At 63.6% G+C, this 24,784-nt stretch carries 22 protein-coding genes; 7 read left to right on the top strand and 15 right to left on the bottom strand.

Going from position 1 to position 24,784, the window contains the following annotated elements; all coding sequences use genetic code 11:
- Positions 1 to 73: 73 nt before the first annotated feature.
- The 5 genes from ilvA to H8A92_RS25700 form a co-directional block, all read right to left on the bottom strand.
- Positions 74 to 1,621 carry a threonine ammonia-lyase, biosynthetic gene (gene ilvA, locus H8A92_RS25720; RefSeq protein ID WP_229198349.1) on the bottom strand — a complete coding sequence of 516 codons (1,548 nt, stop codon included), beginning with the start codon at positions 1,619 to 1,621 and terminating at the stop codon, positions 74 to 76.
- Between the two features lie 353 nt (positions 1,622 to 1,974).
- The gene (locus tag H8A92_RS25715) at positions 1,975 to 3,165 is read right to left on the bottom strand and encodes a M24 family metallopeptidase (RefSeq protein ID WP_229198348.1); all 1,191 of its coding nucleotides are present in this window, start codon (positions 3,163 to 3,165) and stop codon (positions 1,975 to 1,977) included.
- A 19-nt stretch (positions 3,166 to 3,184) separates the two neighbouring features.
- The gene (locus H8A92_RS25710) at positions 3,185 to 4,591 is read right to left on the bottom strand and encodes an MFS transporter (protein WP_229198347.1); all 1,407 of its coding nucleotides are present in this window, start codon (positions 4,589 to 4,591) and stop codon (positions 3,185 to 3,187) included.
- Positions 4,592 to 4,610: 19 nt separating this feature from the next.
- Positions 4,611 to 5,402, bottom strand: a complete 792-nt coding sequence (locus tag H8A92_RS25705; RefSeq protein WP_229198346.1) for an alpha/beta fold hydrolase — start codon at positions 5,400 to 5,402, stop codon at positions 4,611 to 4,613.
- Between the two features lie 13 nt (positions 5,403 to 5,415).
- The gene (locus H8A92_RS25700; RefSeq protein WP_229198345.1) at positions 5,416 to 7,035 is read right to left on the bottom strand and encodes an FAD-dependent monooxygenase; all 1,620 of its coding nucleotides are present in this window, start codon (positions 7,033 to 7,035) and stop codon (positions 5,416 to 5,418) included.
- 115 nt (positions 7,036 to 7,150) lie between these two features.
- On the opposite strand from H8A92_RS25700, the gene H8A92_RS25695 reads away from it, so the two are divergent.
- The 7 genes from H8A92_RS25695 to H8A92_RS25665 all read left to right on the top strand — a co-directional run bounded on the left by H8A92_RS25695 (position 7,151) and on the right by H8A92_RS25665 (position 12,780).
- On the top strand, positions 7,151 to 8,047 hold the full coding sequence (locus H8A92_RS25695) for a LysR family transcriptional regulator (RefSeq protein WP_229198344.1): 897 nt from the start codon (positions 7,151 to 7,153) through the stop codon (positions 8,045 to 8,047).
- Between the two features lie 194 nt (positions 8,048 to 8,241).
- Positions 8,242 to 9,615 carry an aromatic ring-hydroxylating oxygenase subunit alpha gene (locus H8A92_RS25690; RefSeq protein ID WP_229198343.1) on the top strand — a complete coding sequence of 458 codons (1,374 nt, stop codon included), beginning with the start codon at positions 8,242 to 8,244 and terminating at the stop codon, positions 9,613 to 9,615.
- On the top strand, positions 9,615 to 10,130 hold the full coding sequence (locus H8A92_RS25685; RefSeq protein ID WP_229198342.1) for an aromatic-ring-hydroxylating dioxygenase subunit beta: 516 nt from the start codon (positions 9,615 to 9,617) through the stop codon (positions 10,128 to 10,130). The genes H8A92_RS25690 and H8A92_RS25685 overlap by 1 nt, the downstream gene beginning before the upstream one ends.
- An 8-nt stretch (positions 10,131 to 10,138) precedes the next feature.
- Positions 10,139 to 10,462: a non-heme iron oxygenase ferredoxin subunit gene (locus tag H8A92_RS25680; RefSeq protein WP_229198341.1), complete on the top strand. Its 324-nt coding sequence runs from the start codon at positions 10,139 to 10,141 to the stop codon at positions 10,460 to 10,462.
- 37 nt (positions 10,463 to 10,499) lie between these two features.
- Entirely contained in the window at positions 10,500 to 11,813 is a 1,314-nt protein-coding gene (locus H8A92_RS25675; RefSeq protein ID WP_229198340.1) for an MFS transporter, read from the top strand.
- On the top strand, positions 11,810 to 12,403 hold the full coding sequence (locus H8A92_RS25670) for a MarR family winged helix-turn-helix transcriptional regulator (protein WP_229198339.1): 594 nt from the start codon (positions 11,810 to 11,812) through the stop codon (positions 12,401 to 12,403). Before H8A92_RS25675 ends, H8A92_RS25670 begins: the two co-directional genes overlap by 4 nt.
- Positions 12,404 to 12,498: 95 nt before the next feature.
- On the top strand, positions 12,499 to 12,780 hold the full coding sequence (locus H8A92_RS25665; protein WP_163156126.1) for a hypothetical protein: 282 nt from the start codon (positions 12,499 to 12,501) through the stop codon (positions 12,778 to 12,780).
- 16 nt (positions 12,781 to 12,796) lie between these two features.
- Here the strand turns inward: H8A92_RS25665 and H8A92_RS25660 are convergent, their stop codons facing one another.
- From H8A92_RS25660 to H8A92_RS25615, 10 genes are all read right to left on the bottom strand, one after another.
- The gene (locus H8A92_RS25660) at positions 12,797 to 13,813 is read right to left on the bottom strand and encodes an ABC transporter substrate-binding protein (protein ID WP_229198338.1); all 1,017 of its coding nucleotides are present in this window, start codon (positions 13,811 to 13,813) and stop codon (positions 12,797 to 12,799) included.
- Between the two features lies 1 nt (position 13,814).
- Positions 13,815 to 15,917, bottom strand: coding sequence for an adenylate/guanylate cyclase domain-containing protein (locus H8A92_RS25655; protein WP_229198337.1), 2,103 nt, complete (start codon positions 15,915 to 15,917; stop codon positions 13,815 to 13,817).
- Between the two features lie 25 nt (positions 15,918 to 15,942).
- Positions 15,943 to 16,968 (bottom strand): SphA family protein, encoded by a 1,026-nt coding sequence (locus H8A92_RS25650; protein ID WP_229198336.1) that lies wholly within the window; start codon positions 16,966 to 16,968, stop codon positions 15,943 to 15,945.
- A gap of 49 nt (positions 16,969 to 17,017) precedes the next feature.
- Complete coding sequence (locus tag H8A92_RS25645) at positions 17,018 to 18,049, bottom strand: DUF1254 domain-containing protein (RefSeq protein WP_229198335.1); 1,032 nt, start codon at positions 18,047 to 18,049, stop codon at positions 17,018 to 17,020.
- Positions 18,050 to 18,085: 36 nt separating this feature from the next.
- Positions 18,086 to 19,474 carry a DUF1254 domain-containing protein gene (locus tag H8A92_RS25640; protein ID WP_420831366.1) on the bottom strand — a complete coding sequence of 463 codons (1,389 nt, stop codon included), beginning with the start codon at positions 19,472 to 19,474 and terminating at the stop codon, positions 18,086 to 18,088.
- 24 nt (positions 19,475 to 19,498) lie between these two features.
- Positions 19,499 to 20,440, bottom strand: a complete 942-nt coding sequence (locus H8A92_RS25635; protein WP_229198334.1) for an HlyD family secretion protein — start codon at positions 20,438 to 20,440, stop codon at positions 19,499 to 19,501.
- Positions 20,440 to 20,682 carry a DUF3302 domain-containing protein gene (locus H8A92_RS25630; RefSeq protein ID WP_229198333.1) on the bottom strand — a complete coding sequence of 81 codons (243 nt, stop codon included), beginning with the start codon at positions 20,680 to 20,682 and terminating at the stop codon, positions 20,440 to 20,442. Before H8A92_RS25630 ends, H8A92_RS25635 begins: the two co-directional genes overlap by 1 nt.
- A complete protein-coding gene (locus H8A92_RS25625; protein WP_229198359.1) occupies positions 20,679 to 21,686 on the bottom strand; it encodes an HAD family hydrolase in 1,008 nt (335 codons plus the stop codon). Before H8A92_RS25625 ends, H8A92_RS25630 begins: the two co-directional genes overlap by 4 nt.
- A 112-nt stretch (positions 21,687 to 21,798) precedes the next feature.
- Complete coding sequence (locus tag H8A92_RS25620) at positions 21,799 to 23,601, bottom strand: arylsulfatase (RefSeq protein WP_229198332.1); 1,803 nt, start codon at positions 23,599 to 23,601, stop codon at positions 21,799 to 21,801.
- A 27-nt stretch (positions 23,602 to 23,628) separates the two neighbouring features.
- Positions 23,629 to 24,633: a formylglycine-generating enzyme family protein gene (locus H8A92_RS25615; RefSeq protein WP_229198331.1), complete on the bottom strand. Its 1,005-nt coding sequence runs from the start codon at positions 24,631 to 24,633 to the stop codon at positions 23,629 to 23,631.
- Positions 24,634 to 24,784: the final 151 nt, after the last annotated feature.

Below are 24,784 nucleotides of genomic sequence, written 5' to 3'. Positions count from 1 at the left end.
TTGCCGACTGGGACGCCGAACACTATCGCCGGCAATTGAATGCGGATCGCTGATCCGGGATCCGCTCCGCGCTTCACCTCTTCTCGGCGGAGAGGAACAGGCGATAGGCCGGATTTTCGCTCTCGTTCCAGTAGGGATAGCCAAGTGCATCCAGCGCCTGAACGAACCGGGCGCGCTCCTGGGGCTTGATTTCGATACCTGCCAGGATGCGCCCGTAGTCGGCACCGTGATTTCGGTAGTGGAACAGCGAAACGTTCCAGTCGGGCGCCAGGCTCTCGAGGAATTTCAGCAACGCGCCGGGACGCTCCGGAAACTCGAAGCGGTAGATCACTTCATCCTTGAGCAACGGCGCGCGACCACCCACCATGTAGCGCACATGGTCCTTGGCCATCTCGTTCTCGCTCAGATCCAGGATCGGATAGCCTTCGCGCCGAAGCAGCTCCATGACTTCACGCTTCTCGGCTTCGCCGCGGCTCAGCGCGATGCCGACGAAGAGCTGCGCCGGCGCGGTGGTCTCGGCGAAGCGGTAGTTGAATTCCGTGATGGCCCGCGAGCCGAGAATGCGGATGAAGTGCCGATAGCTGCCGGGCTGCTCCGGCACGGTCACGGCGAGCAGTGCCTCGCGATGCTCGCCGACTTCTGCGCGGTCGGCGATGGTGCGCAGCCGGTCGAAATTCAGATTGGCCCCGCTGTTGACGGCAATCAGGCTGCCGTCGCTCAGCGCTCCGCGCTCGGCGTAGGCCTTGAGGCCGGCGAGCGCCAATGCGCCGGAAGGTTCGGCGACCGATCGCACATCGTCGAAGATATCCTTGATGGCGGCGCACATGGCATCGGTGTCCACGGTAACGACCTCGTCGAGCAGGTCGCGGCAGAGGCGGAACGTCTCGGTTCCGACCTTGCGGACAGCGACGCCGTCGGCGAACAGCCCGACCTGATCCAGCGCGACGACGTTGCCCTTGGCGAGCGCCGCCGCCATCGACGCTGCGTCTGCCGGCTCCACACCGATGACCTTGATCGAGGGATTCAGGAATTTCACGAAGGCGGCCACGCCGGCCGCCAGCCCGCCACCGCCGATCGGCACGAAGATCGCCTCGATCGGATCGGGATGCTGGCGCAGGATTTCCATCCCCACGGTGCCCTGGCCGGCAATCACGTCGGGATCGTCGAACGGGTGCACGAAGGTCAGTCCGCGCGCGACCTCGATCTCCCTGGCCTTGGTTTGTGCGTCATCGAAGGTGTCGCCATGCAGCACGACGTCGCCGCCGAGACGCCGGACCGCCTCGACCTTGATGGCGGGCGTCGTCCGCGGCATCACGATGGTCGCGGGAATACCGAGCTTGCGCGCCGACAGCGCCACCCCCTGCGCGTGGTTGCCCGCCGACGCGCAGATCACGCCCGACCTTCGCTGCGCATCCGGCAGCCTGACGATCTTGTTGTAGGCACCACGAAGCTTGAACGAGAAGATCGGCTGGAAGTCTTCCCGCTTCAGCAACACGCTGCGCGACAAGCGTTCCGAGAGCCGCGGCATCGGATCGAGCGGGGTCTCGACGGCCACGTCGTAGACACGGGCGGTCAGGATGCTTTGGGCGTAGTCGCGGAGCGCGTCGGCGGCAGCGGTCATCGGGTCGCTTTTGTCGATGGGGAGGCAATCCATATCGGTTGCACCTGCCCATCGTCGGCGCCGACCCGGCGAGCAGACGGCACGGAGCCGGCCGCTGCATCCGGCCCGGAGCATCGCATGACCGGAGGCTGGCGTGAAGCAAAGACCGCCGGATCAATCGCCCGGTCGAGCGCAGCAGGGGGAGCCGCCAAAATATCGAAAACAACCCCATGCAAAGGTGCCGACGGCAGCCGACGCCGACCGGGCGACTTGACATGTCGGGCAACTCAGGGGTACATTTCTAATATTCAGAATTTGTCGCGTGGGCTGAATCGGCGACCCAGCCGAAAATGGCGCGCCTGACGCCGACCACCTCACGCAGTGAGACGCGACGAATTCCATTGCCGACCGTGGTCTCCGGGCGCTTCCCAGCCCGCTTCGGAAACGATCAGCGTGTCCTCCAGCTTGATGTAGCCGCGCGCCGCATGCAGCAGCGCCGTTTCGATCGAGATCACCATTCCACATTCGAGCGGCCGATCCGCATCATACGGCGCGTAAGGCACCGGGCCGGTCGCGGTCAGGCGCGGCGCTTCATGACTGACAAGCCCGATTCCGTGCGCGGTGAAGTCGAGCACGGCGCGATGCGGAGACGTTTTCACTGCAGCCTCGCCTGCGGCAATGATGTCGCCACCCAAGGCGCCCGGCCGGATCGCGCGCCGGGCCACCTGCTGGACGTCCTCGATCTCCTGAAGCAACGCGCGCAGCTCGCTGTCGGGCTCACCCAAGATGCCCATGCGGCTGAGGTCGCCGATATAGCCCCGATAGTTTCCTCCGGAATCGATCGAGATCACGTCGCCCTCTCCGAGAAGCTGGTTCGACGGCGCCCGGTTATGGCTCTTGCCTGCGGCAATCAGGCAATATTCGAAGACCAGATCGCGTTCCTGCTCCTCGCGGCGCAGACGAGCGACGACATCGTTCTTGGTCATCCCCGGCGCGCAGGCCTTGAACGTCGCCATCATCGCATCGACGACCCGTTCGGACGCTTCCCGGATGAGGTCGAGTTCGACGGGAGACTTTACCGCACGTAGGCGCTCGAGCGTGAAATGAGCTTCGCGGAACTCGACATTGTTGAACCCGGCGAACAGATGATCCCTGGCATCGGCGGGCAGGAAGCCTGCCTCGATGCCGACGCGCTTGGCCGCGCCGCCCAGCTTCCTCACATGATCGATCGCAAGCCCGATCGCATCGGTCGTTCCCCACGCTCCCGCCTTGACGGTCGGTGTCCATATCCGTCCGAGCTCTTGCTCGAATTTTTCCATGCGGTTGCCGATGTAGGCGGAATGTTCCGGATGTCCTTTCTGATAGACGAACACCGGCAGATAGCGGCTGGTGCCGATCGCCTCCATGACGTCGAAAAAGAAGAAGCGATACCCACCAAGCAGGTACTGCGTGTTGTGGCGCGAGGTGACGATCAGGATGTCGAGCCCCGCCTCATCCATCAGCCGATCGAGCTTTTCGGTGTCGAACGGTGCCGCCGTCGCGATCGTGTCGAGTGCATTGTCCATGGGTTGACCTTCCGTCGTCTCAGGTTGCCGTTTTCGCGGCCAACGATTTTGGTGCGGCGCCTGCATTCTCGCCGAACAGAGCCACCGGGCTTCCGTGCGGCTCGACGCCGAGGAACGTAAAGGCGAGCCCGATCAGCAGGCCTGCAGCGGCAAGAAAGCAGAACGCCGGCATCACCGCCGCGGCGGTCGCGCTTGGATGCACGAGATTGTCGGCACCGGCGATCAAAGCGAGGCACAGGGGACCCACGATCTTGCCGACCCCGTTCGAGAGCTGGGCGAGGCCGACCGCGCGTCCCGACAGCTGAACCGGAAAGATCTCGGCGGGATAGGGACCGATGTTCGAGAATCCGCCGTCGAAGAACACGGCGCCGACGATCAGGAAGACCAGGAACAGCGGCACCGAGCCGGCAAAGTCGTTGTGGAAGTAGGCAGCCAGCGCCAGCGAAACCGCGGTGCCATAGCCCATCAACTGGCCGCAGGGCCTGCGGCCGATCCGATTCGCGAGGAACGCAAACCCGGTCCGCCCAAGGACCCCAGCGAGGCTGACGTAAATGAACATCTTCGCCGCCTCCTGCGGCGCGACGCCAAGCAGCAGCGCCACGATGGTCGGTCCCCACAGGAACACACCGTAGTTTGCCGTGCTGGCGCCGAACCAGATCAGAACCGTCAGCCAGAAGCGCCGCTGCTCGGCAAAGAGATCGGCAAACGTCGCCGTGTTCGCCGGCGGCGGCGTGGGCAAGGTGAACTCGTCGCCGCCGACCCGGTAGAGTTTCCGGATGCTCGCCTGCGCCTCGCGCACGCGGCCCCTGCTGATGAGCCAGCGCGGCGATTCCGGCATGATGATCATGGTCAGAACGCCGAGGATGATCGGCAGAAACCCGACCGCGGCCAGTCCGCGCCAGCCGACCAGCGGCAGCAGGAAGCTCGCCGTGACCGATGCCGAAAGCACACCAAAGGCGACCGGAACGACCACGAGGCTCGTGACCAGCGTGCGATGACGGGTTGGTGCGAATTCGACGATGGCAGGAACTGCCGCTGCGGCGCCCGCGGCAAGGCCGAAGCCCACAAAGAAGCGCAGAACCGCAAACGCAACCCAGCCATCTTCCGGAATGAACGCGATCGCGCCCGAGGTCAGGCCGCAAAGCAGGACGCCCGCAACCGCCAACGGCTTGCGCCCCAGACGATCTGCAAGGACCCCCGCAACGAATGCGCCCAGCATTGCCCCGATGCCGGCACTCATCAGCATGATCGATGTTTGCCCGAACGTCAGGTGCCACTTCGGCGCCAGCACCGAGACCAGAAATCCGACCACAAAGAAATCGAAGAAATCGACCACGCCGCTGACGGCGAAGATGATGATCGATAGCCAATAGCGCGTCGTCACCGGCGCTTCGTCGAACGGCACCGCATTCGCCTGCTCAGGCATGGTCTCCCCCCTGTTGTTGTCAAGCCGCCTTCTTTTTTGAACTCAGAAATGCCGTCACCGCCTCGGCTACCCGCTCGGGCGCCTGGATCGACGCGACATGGCCGACACCCGCGATGGTCTTCATCTCGACGTTCGTGAGATCGCGGGCGAGCGCGAATGTCTCCGCATTCGGGATCAGCCGGTCGTCGCCGCCTACCAGCAGCAGCGTCGGGCGATCGAAGCCTGCGAGATCGGCGGCGACGGGCTGCGCGAGCAAGGCGCCACGTCGCGCCTTCTGGCCCTCGTCGCGGCTGGAGCCACGGAAGATCTCGATCAGTTCGGGCCGCACGCGCAGGTAATCCGGCGGAAAGAAGAACTCCGCAATCTTCGGTGCGTTGGCGATGGTGTCCGCGCGGTAGGAAGCGAGCGTGCGGAAGACATCCGCATTGACGTCCAGCGGGCTTCTGTTGACCTTCCAGGTGCTGCTCAGGATCAGGCGGTCGATCCTGTCGGGATGGCGGGCCGCCAGCACCTGCGCGATCTGCCCCCCCAGAGAGGTTCCGAAAACATGGGCACGATCGTAGCCGAGCCCTCCGATCAAAGCGGCGGCATCATCTGCCAGATCGGCCAGCGAATAGGATGACGGCGGATTTCTGGTGCCGCCGGAATCGCGCTGATCGTAAGCGATCACGGTGAAATCAGCCGCCAATGCGGGCGCAAGGCCGTCGAACATCGAATGATCGGCCTCACCGCCATGCAGCAGCACGATCGGTGCGCCATGCCCGGTTTTCTCGAACGCCGTGACGACGCCGCTGGATTCGAACGATTGCATTGGGCGCCTCCCGCTAATGCAGCAGCGTTGAAAGCGCGCCGGCCAATTCCTTCGCCGGGTCCGACGGCAGCCACGGCATCCGCCAAGCCACATGCCCATCGGGGCGCACCAGCACGGCGCCGCGCATGCCGAGCTGGAAGCCGTCCGCCGGATCGGCCGACGGCAATTGCTTGAGCGACAGCGGCAGGCGGGTTTTCGCCGATACCTGCTTGCCTGCCTCCAGCCACTCTCCGCCGAGCGGGCCGGTGACGACGGTGAACTCCTTATCGAACCAATCGAGCGTGGATTTCTTGCGCGAAGGCTCGAGCCACATATGCGGAAAGCGCGCGCCGGGACGGTCGGTCGGCGTGTAGTAACGGGAGTTCAACGCCTTCGCGACGGTGCCGTCGGGGATCACCGCACCCTCCTCGTAATTGTGCCCGAGGTTCTGGCCGATGCTGTGCAGATGATTGTCCATGTCGTTGATCCAGAACTTGATCCGGTCCGGATCTCGCGATCGCACGGCGTCGTCGGTCAGCCCGAAGCGCAGCCTGTTCCCGTAACTGAAATTGGCATTGGACTGCGCGATCGGGCGGCGTTCGCTGGAATAGCTGTCAAGCAGCTTCTCGTCCGCGAGGCCCTTCAGCACGAAGGCAAGCTTCCAGGCGAGATTATGCGCATCCTGAACGCCGGAGTTCAGGCCGAAGCCGCCGGTGGGCGGAAAGCGGTGCGCGCAATCGCCGACCAGAAACACCCGGCCCTTTCGAAAGGTCTCGGCGACCTGCATGCTGACGCGCCAGATCGAACGGTTCAGAAGCGTGACGTCGAGGTCCGGAATGCCGGCATGGCCGCGTGCGATCTCGATGAACTCCTGGTCGGTCCACGGCCGCTCGCGATCGTCCTTGGTCAGGCCGATCTGCGTCACCGTCAGCCAGCGATCCCTGCCGTTGGTGTTCAGGATGCCGGCGCGCGGCAGATCGGGTCTGTCCGGGACGATGATGAAGCCGGCGGCCTCGCGTGCGATCGGCAGCCGCGACAGGTCGGCGCGCCAATACTCATTCGACATCACCGCCAGTGTCGACGGACCGACCATCTCGATCCCGGCGCTGCGCCGCGTCTGGCTGCCCGCGCCATCGGCGGCGATCAGGTAAGTCGCCGTCCACTGCGTCACCTCGCCGGTCTTTTCGCAACGTGTCGTGACATTGACGCCGCTGTTGGTCTCCTCGAACGACTCGCACGACGTGTTGAACAGGACCGTGGCGTGTTTTGATTTCTCGACCACCCGCAGGATTTCCTCCTCGACGGCGTCCTGGGCGACCAGGCTCTTCCAGGCCGGCGTATGGCCGACATTCGGTTCGGGACGGGTGCGGCCGAACTCGTGTCCAGCGATGCTGTCGAGGAACACGAACATGTCGGAGTTGTCCTGCAGGCCACGGTCGCGGATCGCCTGCTCGATCCCCCACTGCCGGAAGATCTCCATGGTGCGGACCCAGCAACCGCGCGACTTGGGATGATCCGTCGTCGTCGCGCTCTTCTCGACCACCACGCAGTCGATGCCGAAGCGGTCGAGCAGCAGCGACATCGCAAGGCCGACCGGCCCACCGCCTGCGATGAATACGGACGTCTGGCGTGCCTCGTCGATGGCGATGCCCATGCTGGTGTCTCCTCGGTTTGATCGTTGAGCGGAGACTGCGCTCTTTTTGCTATCTCACAAGAACATGTTTGATATGGTATCCATCTCAATCTGAGATGGAGATGGAGCGACCATCATGGACCTGCGGCAGATCCGTTATTTCGTTGCCGTCGCCGAGCGTGGCGGCTTTGCCGCCGCCGCGAGCACATTGAACGTTGCCCAGTCGGCGCTCAGCCGTCACGTCAAGGAGCTCGAAGCCGAACTGGGCGGCGCCCTGCTCGAGCGCGGCGCACGCGGCGTCTCCGTCACGGAATCCGGCAAGGTGCTGCTCGCGCGAGGACGCTGGCTGCTAGGGACCGTCGACGACATCAAGGCCGAGGTGCGCACGGAAAATCGCGAGCCGAGCGGCACGGTGCGGATCGGCGCGCCGCCGAGCCTCGGCGACATCCTCTATCCGCCGCTTGCCCAGACATTCGTGAAGCAGTTTCCACGCGTGCGGCTCGAGTTGAACGAGGGCCTGACGGAGAACGCATCGGAACGCCTGCTGCGAGGTGAGCTCGATCTGGCGATCGTGACGACGCCGCCTCCCAACGATCACCTCGACTATGAACTGCTCATGGTCGAACAGGTGTTCCTGATCGGACCGGCGCGTGATCCGCGGCTGAAGCGCGGCAGGCTGACCCGCAAGGAGTTCGACGCCCTGCCATCCGCGGTGGCTCCGCTCAGCCGCAACCCGTTCCCGTCGACGATGCTCTGTGCGGTGCGGGTCGACAACAGCACCCCGATGAAGCGCATGGTGGCATCAGGCCTCGGCTATGCCTTGCTGCCCTTCTCCGGCATTCACCAGGAGGTGGCCGCGGGTGCGCTATCGGCGGCACTGTTACCGTGGATGCGCGCCGAGCGCGTGCTGGCGCTGCCGCGCGGCCGGCCGGTCAGCCGGGCAACGCGCGAAGCGATGGCGGTGCTGAAGAACATCTGCCGCGCGCTGATCGATGAGGGGATTATCCTGACGGCGCCGGCGCGCAAGACCTGACTCTCCCCGAGCTACGCCCTTGGCACCCAATCGACTTGACCATGGTTGTCATGACAACTATAGAGTCACCCCAAGATTGGCGATCAAGCCGGCTGCTCACGTCGTGGAACGACGGGAGCCGTGAACTGCAATGGCTCTGCAGGCGACCTTGGGGTCCGCCTGTGCAGCCGGCGGTCGACCGAAGGGAGAACGCTATGAATGCTGCTTCGCAGAGCCACGCGGCCAGGCTGCGGGAGATTTCCCGGCTGATTGACGATCGCCCCGCCGAACGCATCTTCCAGGTCGATCGTCGGATCTTCAGCGATCCGGAGGTGTTCGAGGCCGAGCTCCGGCATGTGTTCGAGGCCACGTGGAATTTCATCGGCCTGGAATCCCAAATCGCCCGGCCCAACGACTTCGTCACCACCCATATCGGTCGGCATCCAATCCTGGTGATGCGGAGCGCCGACGGTAAGGTCGGCGCATTCCTCAACACCTGCCGGCATCGCGGAACCATCGTCTGCCCGTTCAAGCAGGGCCGGCAGAAGTTTCACGTCTGCCGCTACCACGGCTGGGCCTACGATTCGAGCGGGCGCAACATCTCGGTGACGGAGGAAGCGAGCGGGCAGTATCCGCCCTCTTTCTCGAACCAAAATCACGACCTGCTTCCGGTCGCCCGGCTCGGCGCCTATCGCGGCTTCCTGTTCGCGAGCCTTTCGGCCGACGTTCCGCCGCTCGAAGACTTCCTCGGCGACACCCGCACCTTCCTCGACCTCATCATCGATCAGAGCGACAGCGGTGAAGTCGAGTTCGTGCCGGGCGCCAGCACCTATACGTTCGACGCAAACTGGAAGCTGCAGTTCGAGAACGGTCTCGACTACTATCATTTCGCGACCACCCACAGCTCCTACGTCGATATCCTCAAGAAGCGCAACACCACCGCCGGACCGGACGCCGGATTCACGGTTGAGCCGGAAGGCGAGCAGGAAGGCCAAGGCAGTTTCAGCTTCGACTATGGCCACGCCGTCAACTGGTCGATCAAGCGCACGCAGCTCTATGGCCGTCCGCTCGGGAGGGACCCGGCGCGTCTCGATGCCGTGCGGCAGCGCGTCGGCAGCACCCGCGCCAAGTGGATGCTTCGCCAGCGTAACCTCACGATTTTCCCCAACCTCCAGGTCATCGACATCCTGTCGGCGCAGGTGCGGACCTGGCGACCGCTGGCGCCCGACAAGACCGAGATGGTGTCGCATTGCCTTGCTCCGGTCGGCGAAAGTGCCGCCGCGCGCACGCTGCGTATCCGCAACTACGAAGACTTCTTCAACGCGTCAGGTCTCGCGAGCTCCGACGACAATGTAATGTATGAATTCTGCCAGACCGGTTACGACGCGACGACCGCCGCACCCACGCAAGGTTATTTGCGCGGCGTCGCCGACGTTGGCCACGGCGAGAGCCTGCATACGCGCGAACTCGGCGTAACCCCGTCCGAATGGTCGTTCGGCCCGACCAGCTTCGGCGGCGAGACCAATTTCCATCCTGGGTATCGCGAGTGGCGCAGGCTGTTGCAGCATGCCGCTGGGGAGAGCGTGTGATGGCTGCAAGCACGACCATGCAAACGGAAGCCCACGCTGTCGCAGCCGCGACCATCTTCCGCGAGGCCCGCTTGCTCGACACCGGCGAATGGGCCGACTGGGTCGCGATGTACAGCGAAGATGCGGTCTATTGGGTACCAGGATGGCTGGACGAATACACCACCACCAATGATCCCGACACGCAGGTCTCGCTGCTCTACCACGATGCGCGGCGCGGGCTGGAAGAGCGGATCGCGCGCATCGAGTCACGCAAATCCATCACCGCGCTGCCGCTACCGCGCACCGTGCATCAGGTCTCGAACCTCGAGGCATCCGCGACCGGACCTGACGAGATTGTTTGCCACTCGGTGTTCGCGGTTCACGTCTACGACCCGCGCGTGGCGAAGGAGCATCTGCGCCACGGGCGCTATGAGCACACGCTGAGACGTGAAGGCGACACCTGGAAGATCGCGCGCAAGGTCATCACGCTGGTCAATGATCGCGTCCCGACCGTGCTCGACTTCTACAGCATCTGAGAGAACATATGACGGATCAGGGAACCTGGCACGAAGCTGCCGCACTCAGCGCGCTGAGCGAAGGCGAGCCGCACGGCATTGAAATCGGCAGGCATCACATCGCGCTCTATCGCGTCGGCAATGAATTCTACGCCACCAGCAACATCTGCACCCATGCGGAGGCGCTGCTGTCCGACGGCATGCTGGACGGCTGCGAGATCGAATGTCCGCTGCATATGGGCCGCTTCGACATCCGAACCGGCGAGGCGCTGACCAGCCCGGTCGAGATCGACATCCAGACCTATCCCGTCCGGGTGGCAGGCGACCGGCTGGAAGTCTGCCTGCCCGCATAATCAACACCACGAAAATCAAGAATCGGGGGAAACAGGGATGAGCGAAGTCGTGATGGACAAGGCGGCGATTGCGACCGCCGATCCGGAGATCGAACGCAGCACGGTCCGCAAGGTCGCGCTGCGCCTGATGTGGTTCGTGATGGCGATGTACTTCCTCGCCATTCTCGACCGCGGCAACATCTCCTTTGCCGCACTGCAGATGAACAAGGAGCTCGGGCTCAACGCCGAGATGTTCGGCATCGCGGTCGGGATCATGTACTTCACCTATGCCATTTTCGAGATCCCGAGCAATCTGATCCTCGCCAAATACGGCGCACGGATCACGCTGACGCGGATCGCGATCCTGTGGGGCATCGCCACGGTGTTGATGGCGTTCACGCAGGGCCCGCTGAGCCTCTATGCATTCCGCGGCTTCCTCGGTTTTGCCGAGTCCGGGCTGTTTCCCGGCGTGATGCTGCTGCTCAGCCTCTGGTTTCCGTTCAGCTATCGCGCCCGCTACAACGCGATGTTCAACTATGCGGTGCCGATCTCCTATATCTTCGCCTCGCTGATCTCGGGCGCGATCCTCGAATTGAATGGAACGTTCGGCATCGCCGGCTGGAAATGGCTGTTCATCCTCGAAGGCGTGCCGCCCATCATCCTCGGAATCGTCGGCATCTTCTACCTGACCGATCGCCCGCAGCAGGCGAGCTGGCTGTCGGCCGCACAGCGCAACTGGCTGATCGGCGCGCTGGAGCGCGACGCCAAGGCAACCGGGGTGGTGCATGCCGAGGGCGTGCTGCGGACCATCACCAAGCCGATGGTGCTGCTGTTCGGCCTGTGCAATTTCGGCCTGTTCTGCGGGCTGGCCTCGCTGTTCCCCTGGCTGCCGCAGATCATCAAGTCGTTCGGCCTGCCGAATTCGCAGGTCGGCTTCGTGACCGCGATCCCGCCGATCGCCGGGCTGATCGGCATGATTGCCTTGTCGCGGCATTCCGATCATGTCGGCGAGCGCTTCTATTATGCGGCAATGACCTTCGTGATCGCCGCCGCCGGCTTTGCCATCGCCGCCTTCTCGACGTCGCCTGTCTGGATCATCATCGGGTTCATGGTCGCCAATGTCGGCGTCTATGGCACGCAGGCCGTATTCTGGACGATCCCGCAGTCCTACATGTCGCGGCAGAGCGCACCGGGCGCGATCGGACTGGTCGGCATGATCGGCAGCATCGGAGGTGCGACGATCCCGATCGTGATCGGACGCGCCAAGGACGCCTCGGGCGGTTTCACCATCGGATTCCTCGTGGTAACAGGCGTGCTCCTCCTCGCGGCGGTCCTGGTCTTGATCGCGCGCTCTCAACTCGTGAAAGAATGAAAAGCCGCACTGCCACAAGCCGCACCAAGGCCCCTGCCCCGCGCCGCGCCCCGCTGGAGGACGCGCGCTCCGAGCTGGTGATCGATTTCGAACGTTACGTTCCGACGGTGCTTTCGAGCCTGGTCGCGAAGCTGCGCGCCAATGCCAACGCGTTCTTCCCGCAAGCCTACGGCGTGTCGCTCGCGGAATGGCGGGTGCTGTCCTTTCTCAGGGAGCATGAGCCCGCGAGCGCCTACGACATCTGGACCAACGCGCAACTGGACAAGGCCGTCGTCAGCCGCGAGACGACGTCGCTGAGGAAGAAGGGGCTGATCGAGCTGACCCCTGTCCGAGGCAGCGCCCGGAACCGGACCGAGATCCGCCTGACAGCCGAGGGCGTCGCGCTGCTCGACCGCAGCCTCGACGAAATCCTGCGCCGCCATAGCAATCTCACGGCCGGCCTCGACGCCGAGGCGCTGGAGGCCTTCTTCCGTGTCGTCGATCACATCGAGCAGCGCATTTCTCACATGGCCGACCAGAGCGGGGATGCCGTGCCGGCTCATGCGCCGGTCAAACGCATCGCCAAGCGGCGATCGCCGACCGGCGTCTAGCATTGGTTGTCCGGCGCGGAACCGGGTGTAATTTATGTTTCAGTAAGCAAGTTGTAGCTAGGATCGATCAGTGCGTTGCGTATAGGAGACTTCCAGTGATCGACTTTGACGAACTTCGTAGTATCGCCGCGGATGTTCGTATCTTCATCGACGCGTCGGAAGACAAGGGCGGCGCCTTGAAGGCCATCGTCGAGGCCTATGACGTCGTTCTCGGCATTTTTCCGGCCGGCCCTGGAATGGACCTTCACGTGGTCAAGGGGACCGAGGTCCTCAATCACATCGCGCAGACCCAGGCCTCGACCGGCTTTACGCACACCGCGATCGCATTCCAGACCCGCGAACAGGCTGTTGCGCTTGAGCAACTGATGGCGGCCTAGTCGCCGCGCTGGAGCTCTAGATCGTCGAGAGATAGAGCGTCGAATCGAAATACTGCGTGGCCGGCGTTGCAGCTGCGATCCTCGCCTCGGTCGCGAAGAAGTCGCTGACCTGCTGCAGCCACTTGATCACGGTACCGTCGGCATAGAGTCGCTTCCACTCCCGCGACGAGAACATCTTCTGCGCCGCCAGCGCCGCCTCGATGTCGGCGACCGATGCCTGGGGATAATGCTGCTTCTGCAACATCTCGGCCGCGGCCGTGCCGTTGCGAAGCATGTGGTCGTTGGCGTCGGCCCAGCCGCGAATGATCCGGGCGAAGACGTCACGATTGGCGCCAAAATAGTCCTGCCGGGCAACCCAGCCGCCGATCACGGCCGACTGCGGATAGTAGGCGGATGCGTCCACCAGCTTGATGGCGCCGGGCACTTGTTGGCGCACCGCGATGTTGAACGGAACCCAGAGCGCGACCGCAGGCACCTCGCCCGCGATGAACGCGCTCACCGCCGCGGACATATTGTTGTTCACGATTTCGACATCGGCCAGCGAGAGGCCGTTGGCGCGCAATGCGCGATCCAGGAAGATATGGGCCGTGCTCATCCTGGTGGTCGCGATGCGCCTGCCGCGCAGGTCCGCAAAGGTCCGCACGCCCTTGTCCGGCCGGACCCAGAGCTGAGCGGTCGCGACCTCGATATCGTTGACGAGGAACGCGGTGTAGCCGCCGCGCGGCAGCAGGCTCGAGATGACGGCACCGGCCGACAGCACGTCGAGCTTGCCGGCCGCCATCGCCTCCACCACCTCGAGGCCGGTGCCGAACTCGATCAGGTCGAAATCGATCCCTTCCCGGTCGAACGAGCCGCGATCGAGGCCGGTGAGAATCTGGCCGTCGACGGCGACGACATGGAGATAGCCAAGCCGCAGCCCGGCCCGGCTCAGGGCGATTGCTGGCGTCGCGAGCGCGGCAGCCCCCAGCGCAGCTCCGATGAGGACGCGTCGCCGACTGGTCTTGCGGGACAACGGACCTCCCTCGACCTGCATCTCAGTGCTCCGAGGGATCGAGCAGCGGCCGCTGAACGGCATTGCGCAGCCGTTCGGCGTGATATTGCGCGACGCCATCCCAGGGATACTCGGCCAGGAAATCGGCGATGCGCAGCAGCGCGGTGGCGGGCTCCGCACACCGGATCGAGTTGTAGACCACTTCCCAGCGCGCGCAGAACGTCAGCTCCGAATCGCCGCGCTCGCCGCAGAGCTCGTAGACCGTGATCGCCTCGGCAAAGCCCTTCGGCCGGATCTGGTCGACGCTGCGGAACGCAAACCTGTGTTCGGCGCGCGCCCGCACGGCTGCGCTGACCAGCACCTGCGTGCCGTAGCTCTTGTTGAGACCTTCGAGGCGCGAGGCCAGATTGATGGTCGCACCGAGTGCGGTGTAGTTCATGCGGTCGGCGGAGCCGACGTTGCCGACCACGGCGTCGCCGAGATGCAGGCCGAACCGTGTGGTATAGGCCGGCCAGCCTTCGCTCCGGAACACCCGGTTCAATTCGGCGTTGCGGTGCAGGCAATCCAGCACGGCCTCGCAGGCATGAATGACGTGATCGGGATCCTCGTCCGGCGCGTTCCACAGTGCCATCACGGCGTCGCCGATGAACTTGTCGATGGTGCCGTGGTGTTTCATGATCGCCTCAGACATCGCCGCGAAATAGCGCGAGGTGAAGATCATGACCTGCGACGGATCGGCCTTCTCCGTCTTCGCGGTGAAGTCGGCGACGTCGGTGAAGAGGACCGTGACCTCGCGCCTGACGCCGCCGAGTTGCAGCGAAGCACCGGACTCCATCAGCTGACGGACGATCGGCTGCGGGATGAAGCTGGAGAAATTGCGCACCACGGTACGCATCGTGAACACCGAACGGCCCAACTCGTCGATCTCGTCGATGGCCGATTGCATCCGCGGCTGGTCGGCGAGCTGGAAGTGCTGGATCTCGTCGGTCTGCCGCGCCAGCTCACGTAGCGACCGTGCCAGCAGCGAGCCGAGCCAGAATGCGAAGGGCAGCATCGCGACCACAAAGGCGAGCGCGATGGCGAACAGCGCGCGCCGCTCCGAGATGATCTTGGCGAAGAACTCGTCGAGCGGGGCGATCACCGCGAGGCGGATGTTGGCCGGGCCGGCCGTCTCGATGCGGTGAAAGGCTGCAACCAGCGTCCGCCCGTCGCCATCGGTGAAGAACTGCTGCGCGCCCCCATCGCTCCGCCAGGCCTGGATTGCAGCAGACAGGCCCGGCAGCTTGATGGCGTCGATCCCGGGCAGCGCGTCGCTGTGCCCGGCCATCAGATCGCGCATCTCGGGATGGCCGACGATGCGATCAGCATCGTTGAACAGGAAGGCCAGCCCGGACTTGCCGAGCTTCTGCCGGCTCAGCATCTCCTCGAGGCGATTGAGCAGGAGATCGGCGGCCACCACGCCGCGGCGGCCCTCCTTCAGCGGCGTGCGCAGCGTGTAGCCGGGCTCACCGGTCGCATAGAAGACATAGGGCCCGGTGAGCAACGTCTTGCGATCCCTGAAGGCCTCGACATACCAGGGCCGCTGCCGCGGATCGTAGTGTTCGGGCCCCGCCACCTCCGCGACCTGGATCAGGTTTTCCGAGAGGAACAGCGTCACCGGCGCCGCAGCGGCCGCACCGGTGCGGGCGATCACGACCAGGCGATAGACCGCGTCGGGATCGACATTCAGCGCCGCCCTGAATTGCGGCTTGGCGCGATCGATGACGTCCATCTCCAGGAACGAGCCGTCTTCGTAGCCGACATAGAGATTAAATATCTGCGGATTGTTGCGCAGCATCGAGGCCAGCAGGCCGTACAGCCTGCTGTTGTCCACGATGTCGGCCTCCTGAATGGCCGGCAGCCCCGCCAGGATCTCGAGGCTGTCGCGCACGTTCTTGAACTGCGCGTCGATGCGGTCGGCGCCGAGCTGCCCCACCTTGTCGATGAAGGTGCTCGCGGCCATCTGCGTGATCGACGAGACCCGCCTGAAGCTGAGATAGACCAGCGTCAGTCCGACCACCAGCACCGCGGCAATGAACACCGTGATGATCGAGGCCCGGAAGCCGATCCGAACCGGCCTCCGGCTGGTCGCACGCGCGTCACTCATCGGGCTTGCCGTTCGCCTCCTCCTCTTAATACTTCCGAACGATCGGCTTGGTCGGTGTGGTGGTGGGCGCGGCCGGCGAGAGCTGGAACGTCACCCAGCCAGTCCATCCCTCCGGCCGGTTCTCCGCGGCGAAATCCTTGTAGCCTCTCAGGTTCAGATAGCCCTGATAGCCCTCGGCGACCGGGAATATGAAGCCGACCTGCGGGCCGATGCCGGCGACCCGTCCCTTGAAATCGCCAAGCTTCGCGCCGGCTCCGCTGTCGCCGGTGAGCTGTTGAAAATAGTAGCCGGCGACGCCGACATGCACATTCTTGGCGACGAACTTCGAAAGTCCCCAATCGACGTGGAAGTCGATGCCGTTCTGGTACTGAAGATCCTTGTTCATTCCATTGTAGGTGACACCCGCCAGCACCGAGAATTCCTGGCCGGATTCAGGATTGAGGTAAGTATAGGCGCCGCCGACGTCGATCGCAGTGAATCCGAAGCTGAGATTGGCGAGGCGGGTGCTGTCGTAGGTCCCGCTCGGGATGTTGCCGAAGATGTAGAACATCTCGTTGTTGACGCCCTGATTCCATTTCAGGGTGCCCTGATAGAAGACATCGGAGACCGTGTTGCGGTTGTCGGTTGCGACGCCCGAGACGGTATTGCCCCGCGGCCCCGTCAGCGTCGCGTCGACACCGACGCCGACATTTCCCGGCGCGGCAAGGAAGGTTACGGCGGCCTGGCCCCCAAGCACGGACTGAGTCCAGGTGTAGGTAAATCCTTCCACGAGAACGTCTGCATGCGCGTTGAGACCAGCGACGACCGATCCGGGCACGCGGTTGCCGATCACGAAATTCTTGCCCGCGTTGGCGCTTTGGTCGAGGTGAATGTAGATCGTCTCATAGGCCCAGCCAGGCATGGCCGGCGCGGCGGTCAGGCTCGCGAACGCGCCGGGCAGCCAGAAGCTCAATCCGCCGGCATCGGCCAACGCTGCATGCGGCGTTGCCGACAGTGCGAGTGCGCCAATGATGCCGATTACGGCGCGCCTGTGATTTTTGACCATCCTCATTCTGATCTCACCACTTCGTTCAAGCAATCGTAGCGGATTCGCATGCGCTTCAGTTGGCCGCCTGCGCCTCCGGGAATTTCCATTTTCCGTTCAGAATTTCCGCACGCGGCCGGTAGAGCCGGACGGTATAGTTCCAGCCGTTGGTGGTCGGCAGGCAGTTGGAAATCTTGCCGTCGCAGCCGCCGAACTGGATAGCGATCGCCCCGTCATCGCTGCGCTTGGCAGTCAGATTGTTCAGCGTATAGGCGTTGTACTGGTTCTTCTGGAAATAACCCTTCTCGTCGTAAACGCTGACCGACCAGAAGCCATTGACCGGCACATCCTTGACGTTGAGCTTGTAGACAGTCGTTCCGTCGTTCTTCGCCGGCGTGATGTTCAGGTAGATCGCGTCCTTGTCCGGGTTGCCGCCCCACGCCGCCGCAGTACCGATCAGATGCCGCACGGGATCGACCTGCTCCTTGGTGCCGAAGGCGCGCTTGAAGTCGGGGATCGTGGTCGCGAGAACCAGCAAAGCATCACGAACCTTCTTTTGGCTGGCCTGATCCCAGTTCGGCAATTCGAGCTTGCCGGCGCTCTTCTGGCTGACCTTGATGGCATCCTGCAGCTTATGGACCTGCTCGACGTCACTGGCATTGGCCGGATCGACCAAGGTGCGAATAGCGACCACGACATATCGCGTGCCAGCCTTGGCCCGCGTCACGGTCCGGGCGCCGGCCCCGTAGTCGACCTCCACCACATAGTGATCCTGGTTGATCACCTGCATCGACATGAAGCGCTTGCCGGCGTCGGGCATCGTGATCGTCACCGGTCCCGCGTCAAGATCGAACACAGCGCCGGAATACAGCGTGTCGCGGTTCAGACGTATGACGCTCTGGTCATCGAGCGGCGCCGGTTCGCGGCGATGGTTGAACTCGGCGAAACCCTTGCCCTTGGCAATGTTGCCCAGATACAGGTCCGACTCGGCGCGGATGAAATTGCCGACGGTGACGGGCACGGTATTGCTTGCGGGAGACTGCGCCTGAACCGCGGAAACTGCCGCCGCCGTCATGACAAGGGCAAGGCCAATGCGTCTGATGGTCATCGCTCAATTTCCTTCTTGGATTCGTGTGACTGTGCTCTAGTTAGCTTTCTTCAGCGGCGGCGCTTTCCACCTGCCCTGCAAGGCCTCCGGCTTCGGCCAATAGAGCCGCATTGCCATGAAGAACGGTCCCTTGGGCGCAGGCAGCCAGTTTGACTCCTTGTCCTTGCCTGGCGACTCGCTCTGCACATAGAGCGTAATGCCGCCGTCGGCATCGCGCCTGAGGTCCGGGAGCATTGGCGAATTGATCAGGTAACGGTTCAAGGGGTTGGCGAAGAGCAGGCTCGCCGGCAATTCGTAGAGCGTCAACGACCAGAACGCCCGGACCGGGGGTAGTTGCCCGGGCGCAAACCGCAGCACATAGCGGTTCGTGCCTTCGAGTTTCTGCTTGTCGGCATCGATGAAATAGACCGGATAGATCGCTTCATCCTTCGAATTGCCGTAGATGCCGAGCACCGCGGCAGACATCCGGGCCAGATAATTGCCCTTCAGGGCAGCCCGCGTGCCGAATCCGTCCGCGCTGGTCTTCTTTCCTGTGTCGAGCTGGGTTTCCTTGTATACGGCAAAGCTCTTCCAGGCTTCGGCCATGCCGTCCTGAAGCGCCTTGCGCATCTCCGGTGATAACGCGGCGGCGTCGAACTTCTTTCCTGCCCCGATGCCGATCCCGGCAAAGCGCGCCATCATCGTCTTTTCGACCGGATTCGTCGGGCAGAACCGAAGAATGAAATTCAACTCGTTGAAGAATTCCAGCGAGGTCCGCTCCTGCTCCGAAGACAACGGCTTGATGAAATCGATTGTCGGCGCCGCCGCAGGCGCCTGCTTGCTGAGATACGCCGACAGAGGCTGGACCTTGTAGCCCGCCTGAAGCTTCTTCACATTGTCGATGTCGGAGGGGCCGAAGAGCTGCGTGCGATACAGCACGAATGCGAATTCGGTTTCGGAGCGGATGACCTGCTTGATCCCCTTCGGCTTCTCGCCCTTCCAGCCCGGCCCGGCCAACAGGTAGTTGCCGGCGCCATTGCCGGTCGCCCGGCTCCCGACATAAGCGAAGTTGAACGTGTACATGTCGATGAATTGCAGCGAATAGTAGCGGCCCTTCTCGACTTCCGGCACCGTGAACACCAGCGGCTCGGCGCGCAAATCGGCCCCGACATAGGAATAGGGTGTGTCGGAGTTCGGCGTTTGAATCGACTTGTCGTCGGGCGTATAGACGCGAGCATTGTTGACGAGCGTGTTCCAGCCCGCCTTGAACTCAGGCGAGGTGCGATCCACGAAATAGGAGTACTGGACGCGATAACTGTCCACCAGCGGGAAGCCGTAGACATAGGCATCCCTTGCGATTGCGCGTGCCTCTTCTGGCGTAGTCTCTGCGCGCGCCGGCGCCAGCATCGATGCTAGAACGAGAGTGGCGAGAATTAGCTGTCTCATGAGGGCCCTTGGCGATGGACGCACCTAGAATGGATTGACGTAGTTGACGATCGCAATCTGGCGCAGAATCACACGTCGCACGATGTGGGTAGGTTTCATGTGGTCGGTGTAGATTGCAGCCGTACCGGTCGCGCCCGCCGGCAGGCGGTTCGCGAAGGCGACGTCGTCAAGCTTGACCCGCACCACGAACGGGACCGCTTCGATCGCCTTCGGAAGAATGGCTGTCCCTGAGGTCTGCGCCTGCCCGGTCGCCACCGCCTGCAGCACACTCTCGACCTTGCCGGCGAAGATCTGCCCCGGTGCAAACTTGAAGGTGACTTCCACCTCCTGACCTGGCTCGACATAGCGTGCATCGATCTGGTTGATCTCGGCACCGATAATCGTGTTCGACGTGTCGATGAACGCCATCACTGGCGACAGCGGCAGGTTCGCCACCCGCGCGCCCTTGCGCAGCGCGAGGTTGGTGACGTAGCCGTCGGCCGGCGCGCGTACCACCGTCTTGTCGCTGTTCCACTGCGCGGCCTCGAGCTGGCCGCTGAGCTGATCGACCTCGGACTGCCGCTGCTCGACGTCGAAGCCGCGCCCCGCATCGCGCTCATAGAGCGTCGTCATCTGCGCCAGCCGCGTCTTCGACAGCTTGAGCTGCGCCGTGATCGCCTTGACCTGCGCATCATAGGGCGTCGGATCGATCTTGAAGAGCACATCACCCGCCTTCAGCGGCGCGTTGGCGACGACCGGCACCTCGGTCACCTCGCCTGCGACTTCGGGCACGATCGATACCGCATTGCGCACCACCAGCGCCGAGCCCTGCGGCGCGCCCCAGCCCATCGGCACGAGCAGGCCGAACATCACCAGCACCAGCACGATGAAGGGAGACGCCTTCCAGAACAGGTTGAAGCGCACGATCTTGAAATGCACCAGCAGGAACAGCAGCACCAGATAGGTGTTGATGATCGCGATACCCATCACGCATCTCCCGCCCGGCGGGGCGCCGGCACGTCGACATAGGCCCAGACCAAGGCGACCGGCCACAGCGCAAAGCCGCAGATCAAGGTGATCCATCCGGCGACCATCACGGCTTGCGCATAGGGGTGATTGCGCGATTTCGCGATATGCCCCGGCAGCCAGCCCGCGATGCAGAACACTGCGATCGCGCTGGCGATCAGGATGACGAGCACGATCCAGGCGAAGATGTCGTAGCCGCTCATGGCTTCGTCTCCTTCGCGGCACCGGTGGCCAGGGGTGGAAAGATCTCCTTCCAGTCCTGCTTCATGTCGACCACGGTCCAGCCGCCCGCGGCGGCCGCATCGAGTGCCTTGTCGAGCTTGCCGATCTTCGATTTGCGGTCGTAGGCGTATTCGCGAACCTCATCGGTGTGATGCACGATGCCGGCGAAGCGCGCGCCCGCGCCCGCCATGGTCCATTGCAGCATCTGCAGGTCGCCATCGGAGTTGCCGAACGCGAAGATCGGACGGCGGCCGATGAACCGGTTGATTCCGACCGGCTTGCCCGGGCCGTCATCGATGAACTCGACCTTGGCTTCCTTCATCAGGTCAGGCTTGCCGTCGGCGCCGATCTGGAATTTCACCACGCCGGACGAGCCCACCACCTGCTCCGGCGGGATGCCGTAGACCCGCTCCATCCACGGCCGCATGAACTCGACCCCGCCGCCGGAGACGACGAAGGTCTTGAAGCCGTTGGCCCTGAGATAGGCCAGCAGCTCCAGCATGGGCTGGTAGACCAGGCTGTCATACGGCCGGTTGAAGCGCGGATGCCTTGCGGTCGCGAGCCAGTCACGCACCGAGCTCGCGAACGCATCCGTGGTCATGCCGGCATGCGTCGCCGCCATGATCGGCAAGAGGCCCTTCTCACCGCTCGCGGCCAACGCCTTGGTGTCCTTCTCGAGAAGCGCCTTGAAGGGCTGCCGCGTCTTCCAGTCCGGGTGCTCGGGCGCCATCGCCTTGACGCGATCGAGCGCGAAGGCGAGCTGGAAATAGAACGGCTGCTCGGTCCACAGCGTGCCGTCATTGTCGAAGGTGGCGATCCGCTCGGCCGGCGGCACGAAGTCCGCAGTGCCTTGCTTGGTGACGCGCGCAACGAAGCCGACGATCGCCTCCTTCGCTGCACCGTCGTTCCAGGACGGCAACGGATCGGCCTGCGCGAGAGCCGCGTTGCACGGAATGACGCTGCAGCCCAGCACAAGCAGGACCATCAAGAGCATCTGCCGGATAAGGCGAGCGAGTGGAACCGACATGATGCTCGACTGCGTTTCGTTTGAGATCGAAGTGGACCCGGCCCGCCGAGGGGTAGGCCGGGTCACGGCGTCAGCGGCTCTGGAGTTGCTGCTGGATGATCTTGTTGAGTTCGGCGCGGACCTTCTCCACATCCATTCCGTCGGTCAGCGCCTTCTTCTGCTTGAGCCCGTTCATCATGCTTTCCATGATGTTGGCGGGGTTGAAGCTTGGCGGGAACGAACGAGGCGGAAATTCCTTGAACGTCGCGACGAACTGGAACACCTCCTCCATCATCCCGTAGGCACCACCGACGTGATTGAGATTCCAATCCCAGAAGGTGTTGGACGTGATGTCGGCCCGCTCAAAGGGGTCCTGCATCAGGTTGAATATCTTCTGCAGGCGGAGCGTGGTGAAGGGTTCGGCCCACAGCCCCATCGTTCCTTCCTTGCGCTGCTCGGAGAAGACATATTTGTAGTCACCCTGCCTGAAGCACACCAGCAGGCCATCGTCGTCCGAATAGAAGAACTTGTCCCGGGCGCTCTTGGTCCCACCGTTATTGGCCGCCGTTCCGCTCACATTGCGGAGGAACGCGGACTGGTCGTAGCCGTCGAGATGGACCTTGTAGTTGATGCCGTTCGCGGTGTAGCCGGCCTTCAGCTTGTTGACGATTTCGGGTTCACCGGCAATCGAGCACAGCGTCGGAATCCAGTCGTTGTGGCTCATCAGCTCGTTGGTCACGGTGCCAGGCTTGATCGCACCCGGCCAGCGGACCAGGCACGGCACCCGGAAAGCGCCCTCCCAGTTGGTGTTCTTCTCGGAGCGGAACCAGGTCATGGCACCATCGGGCCAGGTGTTCATGTGAGGCCCGTTGTCGCTCGAATAGACCACGATGGTGTCGTTCGCGATTCCCAGATCATCGAGCGTCTTGAGCAGCGAACCGACGATGTCGTCGTGCTCCATCATGCCGTCGATATATTCGCTGTCGCCATGGGTATAGCGGCCGCGATGGTCCTGCCGGACATGCGTACGCAGGTGCATGCGCGTTGAGTTGAACCAGCAGAAGAACGGCTTTCCGGCGCTCTGCTGCCGCTTCATGAAGTCGATCGCCGCCGCCGAGGTCTCGTCATCGATCGTCTCCATCCGCTTCTTCGTCAGCGCGCCGGTGTCCTCGATGGTCTGCTTGCCTATCTTGCCGAAGCGCGGATCGACGGTGGGATCGTCGCGATCCGTTGCCTTGCAACGCAAAACACCGCGCGGCCCGAACTTCGCGCGGTAGGCCGGGTCCTTGGGGTAGTCCGGCAGTTCCGGCTCTTCCTCGGCATTGAGGTGATAGAGGTTGCCGAAGAACTCGTCGAAGCCGTTGACGGTCGGCAGCGACTCGTTGCGATCGCCGACGTGGTTCTTGCCGAACTGGCCGGTGGCATAGCCCAGATTCTTGAGCAGGCCGCCGACGGACGGATCGAGCTGGCTCATGCCCATCGGTGCACCGGGGTAGCCGACCTTGCTCAGTCCGGATCGCATGATGTGCTGACCGGTGAGAAACGCCGACCGGCCTGCGGTGCACGACTGCTCGCCGTAATAGTGCTGGAACTTGATGCCTTCGCGGCCGATGCGGTCGATGTTCGGGGTCTCATACCCCATCAATCCATTCGAGTAGGCGCTGATGTTCGCGATGCCGATGTCGTCGCCCCAGATCACCAGGATATTCGGCTTGCGGCCGGATGGCGCGGCGGGTGCCGGGCTTGTGGCCGGCGCGGCCTTTTGCGTTTGCGCCAGCGCTGCGGAGGTCAATGTCGCTGCTGCCACAAGCGTCGATGTACCCAGCAACAGGTTGCGGCGGTCGATCGCCTGGTTCTTGACGGTCTGCTTGTTGTTGTCGGCGTCGTTGCTCATAGCAAACTCCCTACATTGCAAAGGTCTTCAGTCCGGTGGGTGAGAGACGGCAGCGGGTCGCCGCACCACGCAGCGGAAGCCGACATGGCTGGTCGAGGTATCGACCGGCTCGGCGTGACGGGCAGCCGGGCGGTAGCGGCGGCAGTAGTTCGGCGCGCAGAGATGCGAGCCGCCCTTGAGGACCTTGCGCGGAATCCTGATCGCGGGCTGGCAGGAATCGTAACTCGCGTCCTCGCGGCCGCCGCGCGGATTCTGCGGGATGCAGCAGGGTTTTGCGGCGTCGGCCTCATGACGGGCGGACCACCAGTCGGCGGTCCACTCCCAGACATTGCCGATCATGTCGTGGACGCCGTATCCATTCGGCGGGAACGCGGTGACAGGCGAAGTGCGGTCGAAACCGTCCTCGCAGAGATTTTGCAACGGGAAATTGCCCTGCCAGGTGTTGGCCATGTGCCTGCCGCCTGGCGTCAGGGCATTGCCCCAGGCATATTCCTCGGCTTCGAGCCCGCCGCGCGCCGCGAACTCCCACTCGGCTTCGGTCGGCAGCTCCTTGCCGGCCCATTTGGCGTAGGCGAGCGCGTCGGCATAGGCGACGTGGACCACCGGATGGCTGCCGAGCACGTTGATGTTGCTGCGCGGGCCGTAGGGACGGCGCCAGTTCGCCCCCCGCATGAAGGTCCACCACTGGCTCCAGTCGCGCAGGGTAGTAACCCGACGCGGCGGACAAAACACCAGCGAGCCGGCGTACAGCATATCGGGCAACGCGCCCGGATATTGCGCCGGATCGGGCGGCTGCTCGGCAACCGTGATGTGGCCGGTGTCGCGCACGAACTCGCGGAATTGGGCGTTGGTCACCGGCGTGCGATCGATCCAGAAGCCATCGACCGACGCCCGATGCGACGGCGCTTCCTCGGGATAATGCTGGTCCGAGCCCATGCGGAACGTGCCGCCGGGAATCCAGACCATGTCACCGTCGGTCTGGACGCGATCGTCGGGCTCTGGATCAGCGGAGGCGATGTCTGGGCGAAGCATGGCGGTGCACCCGTTCGCGTCTTACCGAGGGCAATAGTCCCAGAAGCCCTGTGTTCTCGAGGGGTCGGTGTAGTACCAGCACATGCCGGATGCCGGCGGCGCACCGGCCCACGCGGCCGCGCTTGCCGCCGTCACGAAACCGAGCGCGGCG

It is taken from the genome of Bradyrhizobium acaciae (genome assembly GCF_020889785.1).
GTDB classification, from domain to species: Bacteria; Pseudomonadota; Alphaproteobacteria; order Rhizobiales; family Xanthobacteraceae; genus Bradyrhizobium; species Bradyrhizobium acaciae.
This window is presented reverse-complemented; position numbering and strand designations above follow the sequence as displayed.

Bases quoted from the DNA above. Each gene is read 5' to 3' on its own strand.
- ilvA (WP_229198349.1), bottom strand. From the start codon at position 1,621: ATGACCGCTGCCGCCGACGCGCTCCGCGACTACGCCCAAAGCATCCTG.
- H8A92_RS25715 (WP_229198348.1), bottom strand. From the start codon at position 3,165: ATGGACAATGCACTCGACACGATCGCGACGGCGGCACCGTTCGACACC.
- H8A92_RS25710 (WP_229198347.1), bottom strand. From the start codon at position 4,591: ATGCCTGAGCAGGCGAATGCGGTGCCGTTCGACGAAGCGCCGGTGACG.
- H8A92_RS25705 (WP_229198346.1), bottom strand. From the start codon at position 5,402: ATGCAATCGTTCGAATCCAGCGGCGTCGTCACGGCGTTCGAGAAAACC.
- H8A92_RS25700 (WP_229198345.1), bottom strand. From the start codon at position 7,035: ATGGGCATCGCCATCGACGAGGCACGCCAGACGTCCGTATTCATCGCA.
- H8A92_RS25695 (WP_229198344.1), top strand. From the start codon at position 7,151: ATGGACCTGCGGCAGATCCGTTATTTCGTTGCCGTCGCCGAGCGTGGC.
- H8A92_RS25690 (WP_229198343.1), top strand. From the start codon at position 8,242: ATGAATGCTGCTTCGCAGAGCCACGCGGCCAGGCTGCGGGAGATTTCC.
- H8A92_RS25685 (WP_229198342.1), top strand. From the start codon at position 9,615: ATGGCTGCAAGCACGACCATGCAAACGGAAGCCCACGCTGTCGCAGCC.
- H8A92_RS25680 (WP_229198341.1), top strand. From the start codon at position 10,139: ATGACGGATCAGGGAACCTGGCACGAAGCTGCCGCACTCAGCGCGCTG.
- H8A92_RS25675 (WP_229198340.1), top strand. From the start codon at position 10,500: ATGAGCGAAGTCGTGATGGACAAGGCGGCGATTGCGACCGCCGATCCG.
- H8A92_RS25670 (WP_229198339.1), top strand. From the start codon at position 11,810: ATGAAAAGCCGCACTGCCACAAGCCGCACCAAGGCCCCTGCCCCGCGC.
- H8A92_RS25660 (WP_229198338.1), bottom strand. From the start codon at position 13,813: ATGCAGGTCGAGGGAGGTCCGTTGTCCCGCAAGACCAGTCGGCGACGC.
- H8A92_RS25655 (WP_229198337.1), bottom strand. From the start codon at position 15,917: ATGAGTGACGCGCGTGCGACCAGCCGGAGGCCGGTTCGGATCGGCTTC.
- H8A92_RS25650 (WP_229198336.1), bottom strand. From the start codon at position 16,968: ATGAGGATGGTCAAAAATCACAGGCGCGCCGTAATCGGCATCATTGGC.
- H8A92_RS25645 (WP_229198335.1), bottom strand. From the start codon at position 18,049: ATGACCATCAGACGCATTGGCCTTGCCCTTGTCATGACGGCGGCGGCA.
- H8A92_RS25640 (WP_420831366.1), bottom strand. From the start codon at position 19,474: ATGAGACAGCTAATTCTCGCCACTCTCGTTCTAGCATCGATGCTGGCG.
- H8A92_RS25635 (WP_229198334.1), bottom strand. From the start codon at position 20,440: ATGGGTATCGCGATCATCAACACCTATCTGGTGCTGCTGTTCCTGCTG.
- H8A92_RS25630 (WP_229198333.1), bottom strand. From the start codon at position 20,682: ATGAGCGGCTACGACATCTTCGCCTGGATCGTGCTCGTCATCCTGATC.
- H8A92_RS25625 (WP_229198359.1), bottom strand. From the start codon at position 21,686: ATGGTCCTGCTTGTGCTGGGCTGCAGCGTCATTCCGTGCAACGCGGCT.
- H8A92_RS25620 (WP_229198332.1), bottom strand. From the start codon at position 23,601: ATGAGCAACGACGCCGACAACAACAAGCAGACCGTCAAGAACCAGGCG.
- H8A92_RS25615 (WP_229198331.1), bottom strand. From the start codon at position 24,633: ATGCTTCGCCCAGACATCGCCTCCGCTGATCCAGAGCCCGACGATCGC.